General features: G+C 62.0%; 11 protein-coding genes. 3 read left to right on the top strand and 8 right to left on the bottom strand.

Annotated features, from left to right (window positions below; all coding sequences use genetic code 11):
• The first annotated feature begins 82 nt into the window (after positions 1-82).
• Positions 83-958, top strand: a complete 876-nt coding sequence (locus AC3DET_RS12640; RefSeq protein ID WP_488391860.1) for an NmrA family NAD(P)-binding protein — start codon at positions 83-85, stop codon at positions 956-958.
• 17 nt (positions 959-975) lie between these two features.
• A complete protein-coding gene (locus tag AC3DET_RS12635; protein ID WP_488391859.1) occupies positions 976-1,860 on the top strand; it encodes an NmrA/HSCARG family protein in 885 nt (294 codons plus the stop codon).
• Positions 1,861-2,337: 477 nt separating this feature from the next.
• On the opposite strand, the gene AC3DET_RS12630 is transcribed toward AC3DET_RS12635, so the two are convergent.
• The 8 genes from AC3DET_RS12630 to AC3DET_RS12595 form a co-directional block, all read right to left on the bottom strand.
• Positions 2,338-4,623 carry a hypothetical protein gene (locus tag AC3DET_RS12630; protein WP_488391858.1) on the bottom strand — a complete coding sequence of 762 codons (2,286 nt, stop codon included), beginning with the start codon at positions 4,621-4,623 and terminating at the stop codon, positions 2,338-2,340.
• A 410-nt stretch (positions 4,624-5,033) separates the two neighbouring features.
• Positions 5,034-5,987, bottom strand: coding sequence for a hypothetical protein (locus AC3DET_RS12625; protein ID WP_488391857.1), 954 nt, complete (start codon positions 5,985-5,987; stop codon positions 5,034-5,036).
• Positions 5,988-6,231: 244 nt separating this feature from the next.
• Positions 6,232-6,753 carry a cyclophilin-like fold protein gene (locus AC3DET_RS12620; protein ID WP_488391856.1) on the bottom strand — a complete coding sequence of 174 codons (522 nt, stop codon included), beginning with the start codon at positions 6,751-6,753 and terminating at the stop codon, positions 6,232-6,234.
• Between the two features lie 27 nt (positions 6,754-6,780).
• Positions 6,781-7,959, bottom strand: a complete 1,179-nt coding sequence (locus tag AC3DET_RS12615; protein ID WP_488391855.1) for an MFS transporter — start codon at positions 7,957-7,959, stop codon at positions 6,781-6,783.
• A gap of 90 nt (positions 7,960-8,049) precedes the next feature.
• Complete coding sequence (locus tag AC3DET_RS12610) at positions 8,050-8,838, bottom strand: carboxymuconolactone decarboxylase family protein (protein WP_488391854.1); 789 nt, start codon at positions 8,836-8,838, stop codon at positions 8,050-8,052.
• Positions 8,816-9,307: a (R)-mandelonitrile lyase gene (locus AC3DET_RS12605; protein ID WP_488391853.1), complete on the bottom strand. Its 492-nt coding sequence runs from the start codon at positions 9,305-9,307 to the stop codon at positions 8,816-8,818. The genes AC3DET_RS12610 and AC3DET_RS12605 overlap by 23 nt, the downstream gene beginning before the upstream one ends.
• 58 nt (positions 9,308-9,365) lie before the next feature.
• On the bottom strand, positions 9,366-10,394 hold the full coding sequence (locus AC3DET_RS12600) for an alpha/beta hydrolase (RefSeq protein ID WP_488391852.1): 1,029 nt from the start codon (positions 10,392-10,394) through the stop codon (positions 9,366-9,368).
• A 13-nt stretch (positions 10,395-10,407) separates the two neighbouring features.
• Positions 10,408-11,457: an NAD(P)-dependent alcohol dehydrogenase gene (locus tag AC3DET_RS12595; RefSeq protein WP_488391851.1), complete on the bottom strand. Its 1,050-nt coding sequence runs from the start codon at positions 11,455-11,457 to the stop codon at positions 10,408-10,410.
• Positions 11,458-11,596: 139 nt separating this feature from the next.
• Between AC3DET_RS12595 and AC3DET_RS12590 the strand changes: the two genes are divergently transcribed.
• Entirely contained in the window at positions 11,597-12,484 is an 888-nt protein-coding gene (locus AC3DET_RS12590) for a LysR family transcriptional regulator (RefSeq protein ID WP_241045677.1), read from the top strand.
• The last annotated feature ends 29 nt before the right edge of the window (positions 12,485-12,513 follow it).

The following is a 12,513-nucleotide window of genomic DNA, read 5'->3' as shown; positions in this document are numbered from 1 at the left end:
TGCCAAGGCCGGTCCGATCCTGCGCGACGGCCGCCACCGGTGCTGGCGATAGTCGCTGGCCCATACTTAGGAACCAAGAAGCATGTTTGCAATCGTAGGTGCCGCCGGCAAGGTGGGTACGTCCACCGCCATGGTGTTGCGTCAGGCGGGTCATCCGGTTCGCGCGATCGTGCGCGACGTCGCCAAGGCCGGTCCACTGCAGGCTATCGGCTGTGAGATCGTGCAGGCTGACTTGCAGTACCCCGACGCGCTGACACAGGCCATCACCGGGGCCACCGCCGTGCAGATCATCGTCCCGCCCATTCCCACGGCGCAGGACATCGTGGATGACATGCACACCTCCATCAACAGCCTGATTGAGGCACTGAGTCGGGCTCAGCCGCAGTTGGTGGTGGCCATCTCCGACTACGGCGCGCATGTCGAAGAAGACATCGGCATGCCCAGTGTCTTTCGCAACTTCGAGGCCCGCTTGCAGGAATTGCCGATCCCCCGCGTGATCCTGCGCTCAGCCGAGCACATGGAAGGGTGGGCACCGTTGATTCCCGTGGCCATCGCCACCGGGACACTGCCAAGCCTGCACCATCCGCTCACCGCCAGGTTCCCCACGATCTCGGCGCACGATCTGGGCATCATCTCGGCCGACCTGTTGCGCCGGCCCAACCTCACCGAAGGCGAGCAACTGGTCCAGGCCGAAGGTCCGCGCCGCTACAGCGCCAATGACGTCGCCATGGCGCTGGGCGCGCTGGTCGGCAAGCCGATTGCAGCCGTCGAGCTGCCTCGCCCAGCATGGCAGGAGACGTTGGAGAAGATCGCCAGCCCCAGCACCGCCACCCTGCTGGTGGATCTCTACGACGCCCACAACCGAGGACAGGTGGACGCCGAGCCCAACGTCGGCGAGATGCGCTATGGCACCACGACACTGATCGACGCCTTGCGCCCCCTCATCCCCGTGGCATGACGAAGGCGGACGGATCCATGGAAAGCTCAACGACAAGGCGCACGATCGTCGTCCTGGGGGCCACGGGCCAGCAGGGCGGCGCGGTGGCCCAGGCCCTGGTGACCGATGGTCGTTGGCAGGTTCGTGCGCTGAGCCGGGATCCGGCCTCCCACGCTGCGCGCCTGCTCAGCGTTGCCGGCATGGAGGTCGTGCGGGCAGACATGGATGACCTGGATTCGCTGCAGCACGCCATGGCCGGGGCCTACGGCGTGTTCTCGGTCCAGGGCACTGACCGCGGCGGGGACATCGAGACCGCGCGTGGCATTGATGTGGCCGAGGCCGCACGCTTTGCCGGGGTGAAGCACTTCATCTACAGCTCGGTGGGCGGTGCGGAGCGTGGTTCTGGCATTGCTCACTTTGAGAGCAAATGGCGCGTAGAGGAATACATCAGGGCCATTGGCCTGCCGGCCAGCATCGTTCGACCCACGTTCTTCATGGATAACTTCGCCAAGCCCTCAATGCGCTGGATCGTATTGGCGATGTTGCGCAGCTACCTGCCAGCGAACACGGCACTGCAGATGGTGGCGACGCAGGACATTGGACGCTGGGTCGCCAACGCCTTTGCACACCCCGAGGCCCATATCGGCCGGACCGAGGAACTGGCAGGCGATGAACTCACCTATGCGCAGATCGTCAAAGCGTTCAAGCGACAACGTCGATGGGTAGGTCTGCCGGTTCCGGTTCCCCGCGTACTGCTACTCGCGCTGCCCATTGAGGTGCGGCGCATGTTCGCCTGGTTCGGGACCGCCGGATATCAAGCCGATCTGGCGGCACTGCGATCCCGTGATCCCAGGCTGCGGCGCATGGATGATTGGCTGATTGCCGATGGCGCTCAGCAGTGCTCTGAATCGGCGGTCGGGTAACGACATCAGGTCCCCTGTGGATTGGCTAGACCCCAGGCCAATCTAGGCCGTCACGACTGGACGGCCCGACTGTCGTGATGACAGCCCGTGCGCAGAGGAGGACGCCTCCTCTGCGCAAGTTCTCAATCCCCAACGCTAGTCAGTCCCAAAGACAAAGGGGAAGACGATGTCCTGGACGATCAGCACTTCGGTCGTTGGCGAAGGCGATCCCACGCAGGCGCATTGGAAGGATGTTTACGGCCCGGGCGAGAGGGTTCCGGTGTCCGGCATCTATCGTTGCCCGGGATGCCGACGAGAAGTTGCGGCCAACCAGCGAGACCCATTCCCTCCACAGAACCATCATCAACACAAGGCGAATGAAGGTGACATCCGCTGGAGGCTCAACGTACGTGCCAATACGGCGGGAAAGAGTTGAGAGAGGCAGATGGAGCGCAACGCCCAGCTCGCATCAGTTGCGAGCTGGCCATTTGCCCGCATTCATGGCTGCATGACGCCGCCATTTTCAACCACGGCGGCACGAACAAGCTCTCGGACCCCGCGCATGAACTCAATCGCCGACGATGTGTTGACAGTGCCAGGGATTGGCGCCGCCAGTTCATAGATCCCACGGATATCAATGGCGCGACGCGACGCTGAGCCCTTGCCTTTGTGCTCCAGGCCACGGCGCCACTCCGTCAGATGTTCATCGACCAGCCGTTTCAGTGCAAGCTCATGCAAATGCCTGAATACAATCTGGCGAATCGGCGCGATGGCCTGCTGAGCTTCATGGGCGTCGACCGGCGGCCGGGACCAGCCGATTGGGTTATCAAGGAAGTTCGCAACCTCTTCGATGATGCGACCAACGAGATCGGCAACGGGTCGCAGCGAGTCGTACTCGATCCCGGTCTCGTTCGAAATCTTCCGATTGAGCGCCTTGATGCGGGTCCAGTGCTCGGCTGGCAGCGTGGCACCGATCGCCAAGCCCAAACGTGCCGCCCACGCCTTCTGGAAACTGTCGGCTGCGCGCTGGACAGCAAAGCCGAGCCCGGAGGCGTCGTAGTGCGGCTTGGCATCCGGTGCCGGCAACGGCTCGACCAGCTTCTCGATGCACGCAACCAAATTGTTGAGCTGCGCCTTCACGCCCGGCGGGAGCTTCGTGCTCGGGCCATCGAGCGCACCCAGCATGAAGCTCTGGTCGTCGATCGTCCGTTCCATCGCCGCCACAATGGGGGGGTTCAGCACTTCCTTGAGCTTTGAAAGGTAGTTGTGAACAGAGCCCAGGACATGCGAACGCTTGTCGGCGAAGGTTGGGAGGTTGAGACCCTTGACCTGGTCAAAGTGTGTGAATGCCAGCAACAACTTGTTGTAATTGCCGCTAGAGGCGACAGCGCGAAGAACCGATTGGGCTGCCGCCTGCACGGGCTGCTCGGCGTTGTCTACCAGCAGGATGGCATCGACTTCCGAGAAGCGCCGCGTGATGTGCGTCGTCACGCTCGTTGACGAGTCCGGCGTGTGACCGAGTCCTTGGCCATCCAGCAACACGACCTTGGCCTGATGGTCCGTGAAAGTCGGAAACAGAGGACCCATGACACGGATCCCGTCGACCAGCGGCGTTAGCAGCTTCCCGAATGACGGCGCGAAGTTGCTCGAGAACCAGCGCACCTGCTTGAGGAACTCAGTCCGATCATTTGTACTGTACGTCCACATGAGCGGCCATCGCGAGCTGGCGCTGCGGTAGGTTCGCTCGCCGCTCTGCATGGCATCGAAGCGCTGCAGTGCTTCGTCGATCACGTCATGGACGATGTCGTGGAACTGCTCGTCGGCAAACAGCTCGCTTTGGAAGATTTCAAGGGCCGCCTCGCGATCTTCGGCGTTCGCCGAGTGCGGATCGGGGAGCAGCTCCTTGGTGATGGCCTCCGCCTTCGCCGCGGCCAAGCTCGTGATGCGGCCAACATAGTCGACCAGCCGGGCCTGCTGGGCTTCGGCGTCAGCGCTGGAAACGGCTTCGTCACTGCTCGCCGCAGCCGTGGCCGCCGTGTCGGGTTCGCCGAAATCCCAGTCGTCGCCGGCAGGCTCGGCGGCCAAGTTCTTGCCCCATGAACCCAGCAGATAGCTCAGCCTAAAGCGCTGGTCCGGGTGATGCAGAAAACGATCCGCCACCTTGTCCTCGGGCAGCTTGTCCCACACGGCGGCACAAGCGTTGAGCACGCAGTCTTCAACGTTTGCCTGGATGACGTTCTCGGAGAAGAATGTCACCGCCGCCCGGAACTCGCCAGCGGCCGGGATCACCTCAATGTCCGAAACAGTGGTTTTGGCCGTGGAAGTGGACGGGAAGCGATCCAACTCAGGGTCCGAGCCGATCAGGTGCCGCAGCAACGAAGTTTTGCCCGCGCCCGTCGTGCCGACGAACAGCGTCCTTGCATAGCCCTCCTCCCTGCCCGGCAGGGGGATGACGCTGTTGCGGGTTTCAAAGGAATCGGCAACGCCGGCTTGGATACCGTCATAGAAGGCATCGACGATGCGCTGGTCAAAGGCATGGAGGGCCTCATGATGCTTCGCCGCCGTCCACCAGATCTCATCTTGGAGCAGCAGGTTCATCTGGGCGACCAAGGCTTCAGCCTTGGCCTTTTCGTTGGTACCCAGGCCGCGCCGCATCTTCAAGCCGGGCTTGCCCTTAGAGTCGAGCTTCAGAGGATGCCGGAAGCTGATGCTGAAACCCGGGCGGCCGGGAGTGGTCGATAGAGATGCGGTGTAGCCCATAGCCTTCGCCCCTTGTTGTTCCATGTTGTACCTGAAAAATACTCTATGCCTGATTCTGATTGCCGTCAAGCGATCTGGAACAACACGGAACAACGAAACGTGGCATTGGCTTGGATGGGCGGGCGACGACCAGCAATGGCCGCGGACTGAAGAGACAGAAGCAAGGCGCAACAAGCCGAATGGCAGCGATGGGTCGGAGGCGGACCTCCGACAATCATCGGCGCGAAGCTCAGCGCCCGTCGGAACTGTGGTCGAAGTTTCCTCGCGCAGGCATCGCGATGATCGCGCTGGTGATGCGCCACAGGCCTCAGCGAGAGCACCGCGCTGTATGCACGCGCGCGAACCAAATCGCCCAAGGCCCGTCATGGCCTGCAACGCCACAAAACGCCGCGCTCACGCCGTCGGCCTCTCTGTGCGTAGCTTCGCCAGCAACGCTACGAGGTGGTGACGATATTGAGCGCTACCTGATCGGCGGTCGACAGCATCCGACGGTTCCCGATGAGCTCATATCGAGTTACGCGAACTGGCTGCGGGAAGATGATCCGCGTCTCGTGCAAGATTGCGTTGTCTGGCGGCCGCACCTTGCTCACATCGATCTGCAGGTGGGCTTCGCCAGCATGCTGCAGGACCTCGTGTACCGAGTGCTCGAAGCGCTGAACCTGCGTGGAGCGCAGTGGTCGTGTCGTGCCTGGGGCATCCACGAGCGCGGTATACGTGCAGGAAGCCCCTCGAGTCACAAGATGGCCAACGTAGCCACACCGAACTAAGGTTAACGGGATGCCGTCGATCGTGTAGCCACTAGGATCAAGTTCGCATGTTCGCATCTGCTTAGGATTCGCTTCGATGTCGTCACGCAAGGAGTCCTGCACAGCAGCGAAGCCATCCTGGACGCCACGTAAGAACACGGTACCAGCCGGATCCGGGTTGAGACGAGCTTCGGATCCGACTTCAATGCCAGCAACGATGTCCAGCAGCGAGAATTGGACGAAGACGGATTCGACTCGCACCGCGCCACCCCAAGACGCGATCTCAGCGTCGCTCAACTGGTCAAAGTCGTACAGCACGATGCCGTAACGCTCCGCCTTGGTTCGTGCTAGGGCGGAGAATCCTTTTACCGACACGGCGATCATGCCGTCGAGGCCAAGGCTAAGCTTGCGCCTGATCAGCTCCTCGATCCACATGACACATTGCGCGCCGCCGCGCTCGCGGCATTCAACTGAAGTGCGCTTTCCATCGGCGCCGATGATTAGCACGTCGATCTGGCGCGAATCGCCGGAGCTGTCCGGGTCCTGGATGTGAGCGTCCCATTGCACGATCGCGTCCGAGCCCTGGAGCAATTGGGAGATTCGCTGGTTCAGTTGCTCAAATGCATCAGATTCGGCGGTCACGGCTGGGTCCTTTTATCGATGAGTGTACAAACACTATCACCGCCCGTCATCGCTAGAAGGCGCGCCATGTGTTGACCGCGCGTTTCACCTCGGGCTGACCTTCGGCTGATGTTTACCGCAATCGCCGCACGTCGAACGCCCGCTCTCGGCGACAGTTTCATACGATCAGTGCAACACCTGACCGTCCGCTTCCGGCCAGAAGCGGACATAAGCGCACTCGGCCGGTCGTCTGCCTAGAACGTGGCTAGTTTTCGGTGAACATCACTAGGCTGTTGCGCGGTCCAAGCGACTCGCTGAGGCCATTGGGATCGTCAATGCGCCCGAGCCGCGTATAGGCGTAAGGCGAACGAAATGTCTTGTAGAAGATGACCACCGTATTGGAGCCATAGAGCATCAGATCGCCGTTGTGGATCGTGCCTGGGCGCTCCGCCTTGGTTGGAAGCGCTTGAGGCAGATCAACGTGCTTCTCATTGCCGTTGAGTTCTGCCATATCAAGCGTCAACGGAAGCTTGGCCATGAACGCGCGTGCTGCCACGGTATCAGCCAAGGTGATGGCGAAACGGCGTTCTCCTATGGTCATCCACATGCGAGCATCCTCCGGAGTGGTGGATGCGCGACGCGCATCCTGGGCGACGATGACGGGTGCCTCGAACTGGCTGGCCTTGCAGCCCCCCAGGATCGTCAGGCCGAGCAGCACGCCCAACCCGCGCAGGCATCCACGTTTCGACAAGCGGTTTTGAGTGAGGTCCCCAGTATCTGAGCTCATGGCACGATTCCTCGAAGGATGGACCGCTTATACCGAGGGCTGCGCGCACGATCGTGCGACCGCCCGTGTCAGAAAGGCGGCAAACAGCAGTACGGCAGCGCTCATTGCAAAGGTAGCCTGGTAGCCGGCGTGGTCGAACAGCATCCCGCCTGCGGTTGAGCCCAGGGCGATGGCCAGTTGGACCACTGCCACCATTAATCCGCCGCCAGCTTCGGCGTCCTTCGGCAACTCCTGCGCAATCCAGCTCCACCAGCCGACGGGGGCGGCAGTGGCCATCAGCCCCCAAAGACCAAACAGGATCGCTACGCCAGTCACCCAGGCGCCCAGCGGGATAAGCGCAAGTGCGATGAAGGCCATCAACAGCGGGATGGCAATCAGGGTTCGATACAGGCCACGCTTCAGGAAGGTGCCGATGACGGCGGTGCCGATGAAACCGGCCACACCGATGACCAGAAGGATGAGCGAAAGTGTGGACACCTCTACGTGCGTGACCGTTTCAAGGAAGGGTCGGACGTAGGTGAACAATGCGAACTGCCCCATGAAGAACGCACCACAGGCGGCCATACCCAGCGCGACGGATCGGCGTTGAAGCAACCGGAGTGCACTGGCAGATGCGGACGCATTCGCGGAGGGCATGGTAGGCAAGCTGATCCATTGCCATACCAGTGCGATGACCGCCACGGGCACGAGGCAGTAGAACGCGCCGCGCCAGCCGATGATCGAGCCCAGATAGCTGCCCAGTGGCGCCGCAATCACGGTTGCCAGCGCGTTCCCTCCGTTGAAGATGGCCAACGCGCGCGGCACTTTTGAAGGCGGCACCAGGCGCATGGCCGTGGCGGCGGACATCGACCAGAAACCGCCGACCACCACCCCCAGGAGCGCGCGGCCCAGCATGTAAATCGGGTAGTTGGGTGCCAATGCCACGACAGCACCTGAAACTGCCATCAGGCCCGTCAGCACCAGCAACAGCGTCTTGCGGTTGATGCTGCCGGCCACGGTGGAGATCGACAGGCTGGTCAGCACCGCGAATGCGCCGGAGATCGCGATGCCGTAGCCCGCCGACCCCTTGCTGACCGCCAGGTCAGCGGCGATTGGCGTAAGAAGGCTGACAGGCATGAACTCGGACGCAATCAATGCAAACACGCACAGTGTCATGGCGAAGACACCACCCCAGCTTGCGGGTTGTGCCTTCGTCACCTCTTCCATGCCGTCAGCCGGCAGCGTTGTTGGAGCGCCAGTCATGCCGGGACCCACGGTCGTTTGGCGCGCTGATGACGGCAAGGGACGGTTTGCATATCAATTGGCACCTGTTGCCCGTGTCGCGTTGGACAGTGCGTGCCGAGCACGGTGCGCAGGTTCACTCTCCACGTGATCAGCCAGTACTTCAGCAAGTTGGCGCAGTTGGTCGGCGGTGATACCGACATTCATGCTGATGCGCATATGCGCCTGCAACTGGGATTCCGCACCCGGCAGCACGGACAGCATGCTGACCGTGGCGATCTCCCGGCTCTTCCAGTCGAGGTTGTCGCGCTCGAAGATGTCGCCGAACAGATGTGTCTTGAGGTACTCGTCAATGGCCGGGGCGAAGTCGAACAGCGGCCCCTCTGCAGGGCCGCCCAACAACCTGGTCTGGTTGGAAGCGCCCGCAGCCAAGAGCGCATCACCTTGCGGAATCGCCTTGCCTGGTCCGCGACCAGGCGCATCCTCGATGCCGCGCTGCCGGCGCGCATCCAGAACGGCCATGAACTCTCCAAGTGCGTTGAGACTTCTGGGAAAGCCCGCGTAGGCGTACACCTGCACCAGGACTTCCTTGACATCGCTCACCGTCAGTCCCGTATCCAGGCCCTGATTGAGGGCGGTGCCGAGCTTGTGCATCTCTCCCGACGCAGCGAATGCCGCGATGGGTACGATCACACGCTGCCGATCCGAGAGCGTGTCGGATGAAGCTTGAACGCTGCGTATTGTCGGGCCGTCCTGCGGATTGGGCGCCGCCCGACAGACCGCCGTGACACAGCAGAGAACCCCAGCAAGGAAGCCAAGCCTGGCTTGGGGACGGATCGCTTCAACGAGCGTTGTACTGGACATCGCTGACCTTCTCCATCCACTCCACATTCTTGCCATCCACCGTGCCTGTGACCGCTAGGTGGCTCATCGCCGTGGTGGGCGCAGCACCATGCCAATGCTTGATCCCGGGTGGACACACGACCACGTCACCAGGATGCAACTCCTGCACGCTTTTTCCCCATTGCTGCGTAAGCCCCACGCCAGAGACGATCATCAAGCGCTGGCCTGCGGGATGGGTGTGCCACGCGGAACGCGCGCCAGGCTCGAATGTCACCATGGCGCCCGAGGTATTCAGGTGATCGTCCGCCTGCCAGACGTGGTCAACCCGCACGCGGCCGGTGAAGTAGTCAGCCGGGCCAGTCTGTGATGACTGGCTTCCCACCCGCCTGATCTGTTGGGCGTCAGCCGGCCCGACGGCCTCGGTCGCCTCGACCGAAGCGATGGGCAGCATCGCTGCCAGTAGGTTGGCTCCAAGAAGAGAGGTATTCATTCAAAGGTTCCTCGGAAGTGATGGCAGCAGACCGAGCTGCGGTCGCCATGGACAGGTCCTACCGGAGGTTCTGCTTGAAAAAGGAAGCCAGCTTCTCGAACGGGATCAAGTCGGTTCTGTCGTAGAGATCCACGTGCCCCGCGCCTTTCACCCAATGGAGTTCCTTGGGTTGACCGGCCAGGCGATAGGCTTCTTCGCTGAACTCCTTCGAGTGCGCCTGATCGCCAGTGATGAACAGCATGGGCCGTGGCGAGACGGTCTCGATGTCGTTGAACGGGTAGAAGTTCATGAACTTGACGTTGCTGGTGACGGTCGGCTTCGTGGTTCTCTGGTCCGAGGCGCCAGCAGGGGTGAACTCGCCGCGCGAGGTGCGATAGAAATCGTAGAACTCGCGCTGGATGGAATGGGTATCCTCGGTCAGTTCCAAGTCCGTGCCGCCCGACACCGCAACTTCCCCACCTTCGAACTCGGCGTAGCGTTGTTCCGACGCCGCAGCGATGATCTGCTTGCGCTGTTCGAGCGTCAGTGAGTGGTTGAGCGCGTTGCGGTTGGCGGCCCCCATGTCGTACATGCTCACGGTGGCGATGGCCTTCATGCGCGGATCGATCTTTGCCGCACTGATGACGAAGCTGCCACTGCCGCAGATGCCCAGCACGCCAATCCGCTCGCGGTCCACGAACGTATGGGTACCCAGGTAGTCCACGGCTGCACTGAATGCTTCCGCATAGAGATCCGGCGCTACCGCGTTGCGTGGCTGCCCCTCGCTCTCGCCCCAGAACGGCAAGTCGATCGCCAGGGTAATGAAACCCTGCTCGGCCAACTTCTGCGCGTACAGATTGGAGCTTTGCTCCTTCACCGCGCCCATCGGATGGCCCACGATGATTGCCGGATACCGGACGCCCGGTTTGCGGTCCTTGGGCAGGAACAGGTTGCCGGCGACTCTCATCCGGTACTGGTTGTCGAAAGCGACCTTCTCCGCGACCAGCCGATCACTCTTGTAGAAGTTGTTTGCACCATTTGACATGTCTTGCCCCAACGCAGTGAATGAGCTGGCCAGCAGGGCCAGTGACAGCAATGTCTTCTTCATGTTTTTTCCTCGATTACGCGGACAACGTGGCGTTGTCGATGACGAAGCGATACTTGACATCGCCCTTGAGCATCCGCTCGTACGCATCGTTGATTTCATCGGCGCGGATGAGCTCGATATCCGCGACGATGCCGTGGTCGGCACAGAAATCGAGCATCTGCTGGGTTTCAGGGATGCCACCGATGGCCGAGCCCGCAATCGAACGGCGCTTCAGGATCAGGTTGAAGACCCCGGGCGACGGGTGCGGGGTGGCAGGCGCACCGACAAGGGTCATCGTCCCATCGCGCTTGAGCAGCAACAGGAAGGCATCCAGGTCGTGCGGTGCGGCCACGGTGTTGACGATCAGGTCGAAGCTGTTGGCGTGCTTTGCCATTTCCTCAGCATTACGCGAAACCACCACCTCGTCGGCGCCGAGATCCAGGGCGGCCTGGCGCTTGGAATCGGAGGTGGTGAAGGCCACGACATGGGCGCCCATTGCATGGGCCAGCTTCACACCCATGTGGCCCAGGCCACCAATACCGACGATTCCCACCTTCTTGCCCGGACCGGCGTTCCAATGACGCAGAGGCGAGTAGGTCGTGATGCCTGCACAGAGCAGCGGAGCGACCGCGGCCAATTGCTCCTCCGGATGACGCACGTGCAGCACATATCGCTCGTGCACCACGATCTGCTCGGAGTAACCCCCCAGCGTGTGGCCAGGCGCATCGGCGGAAGGCGAGTTGTAGGTCAGCACCGTGTTGTCGCAGTAGTTCTCCAGCCCGCTCTCGCAGTCCTCGCAGTGCTGGCAGCTGTCGACCAGGCAGCCCACGCCGACCAGGTCGCCGACGGCGAAGCCCGACACCTGCGCACCGACGGCGGACACCCGGCCCACGATCTCGTGGCCCGGCACGCAGGGGAACAGGGTGCCGGCCCATTCAGCGCGGACCTGGTGCAGGTCGGAATGGCAGATGCCGCAGTAGGCGATGTCGATCTGGACGTCGTGGAGACCAGGGGCTCGGCGGGTAATCTCGATGGGTTCCAGCGGCTTGTCGCCTGCGTGGGCGCCATAGGCGTTGACAGTCATGTCGGCTCCGGAGGGATGGCGTGCCTGGTGGCACGGGTATCGGAGGTCATTCTGTCGGGCGCGCGCCGCTTTGATTAGATAATAAATACTGATTTACCCTATAAGCTCACCTAATCAATAGTGGTGGCAGACTAGCCTCATGGCTAAGCGCAACCTCAATGATCTTGTCGCCTTCGTGACCGTGGCCCGGGAAGGCAGCTTCACCCGCGCCGCTGCGATCCTGGGGGTTACCCAGTCGGCGTTGAGCCAGGCGATCAAGGCGTTGGAGGCCAGGCTTGAGATCCGGCTGCTGACGCGGACTACACGCAGCGTCTCTCCCACGGCCGCGGGCGAGCGCCTGCTCAAGGCAATCGGCCATCGTTTCGATGAAATTGAAGCCGAACTGGACGCCATCACTGAGCTGCGGGACAAGCCCGCCGGCTCGGTGCGGATCACCTCAGGCGATCAGGTCCTCAAGTCGGTGCTTCTGCCCAAGCTGGTTCCGCTGATGAGGGAGTATCCCGACATCAACATCGAATTCGATGTCTGCTACGGCTTTCGCGACATCGTGGCCGACCGTTTCGATGCGGGCGTTCGTCTTGGCGAGGCCATCGACCAGGACATGATCGCCGTGCCGATCACCCCGCCGCTGCGGATGGCCGCCGTGGCCGCGCCGGCCTACTTCGCCACGCGTGCGCTACCCAAGAAGCCACAGGATCTGGTCGATCACAACTGCATCAACATCCGCCAGCCCACACGCGGTGGGGTTTACGTCTGGGAATTCGAGAAGAAGGCGCGAGAGCTCAATTTCAGGGCCAGCGGACAGGCCATCTTCAATACCTCGCCCCATATCGTGGAGGCCGCAGTGATGGGCTTGGGTATCGCCTTTCTGCCCGAGGGTGAGTTCGCGCCTCATCTGGAAGACGGCAGGCTGATCCGGGTGTTGGAGGACTGGTGCCCTCCGTTCCCGGGATACCACCTGTACTACCCCAGCCGTCGGCAGCCGTCTCCTGCCTTCACGCTTGTCGTTGAAGCCCTTCGGCTCTGACGCCACGCAAGCACAGACGCCAACGGCGT

Source organism: Pseudoxanthomonas sp. 97-1-1, from assembly GCF_057773125.1.
This window is presented reverse-complemented; position numbering and strand designations above follow the sequence as displayed.

Bases quoted from the DNA above. Each gene is read 5' to 3' on its own strand.
- AC3DET_RS12590 (WP_241045677.1), top strand. From the start codon at position 11,597: ATGGCTAAGCGCAACCTCAATGATCTTGTCGCCTTCGTGACCGTGGCC.
- AC3DET_RS12620 (WP_488391856.1), bottom strand. From the start codon at position 6,753: ATGAGCTCAGATACTGGGGACCTCACTCAAAACCGCTTGTCGAAACGT.
- AC3DET_RS12595 (WP_488391851.1), bottom strand. From the start codon at position 11,457: ATGACTGTCAACGCCTATGGCGCCCACGCAGGCGACAAGCCGCTGGAA.
- AC3DET_RS12630 (WP_488391858.1), bottom strand. From the start codon at position 4,623: ATGGAACAACAAGGGGCGAAGGCTATGGGCTACACCGCATCTCTATCG.
- AC3DET_RS12600 (WP_488391852.1), bottom strand. From the start codon at position 10,394: ATGAAGAAGACATTGCTGTCACTGGCCCTGCTGGCCAGCTCATTCACT.
- AC3DET_RS12610 (WP_488391854.1), bottom strand. From the start codon at position 8,838: ATGTCCAGTACAACGCTCGTTGAAGCGATCCGTCCCCAAGCCAGGCTT.
- AC3DET_RS12635 (WP_488391859.1), top strand. From the start codon at position 976: ATGGAAAGCTCAACGACAAGGCGCACGATCGTCGTCCTGGGGGCCACG.
- AC3DET_RS12605 (WP_488391853.1), bottom strand. From the start codon at position 9,307: ATGAATACCTCTCTTCTTGGAGCCAACCTACTGGCAGCGATGCTGCCC.
- AC3DET_RS12640 (WP_488391860.1), top strand. From the start codon at position 83: ATGTTTGCAATCGTAGGTGCCGCCGGCAAGGTGGGTACGTCCACCGCC.
- AC3DET_RS12615 (WP_488391855.1), bottom strand. From the start codon at position 7,959: ATGGAAGAGGTGACGAAGGCACAACCCGCAAGCTGGGGTGGTGTCTTC.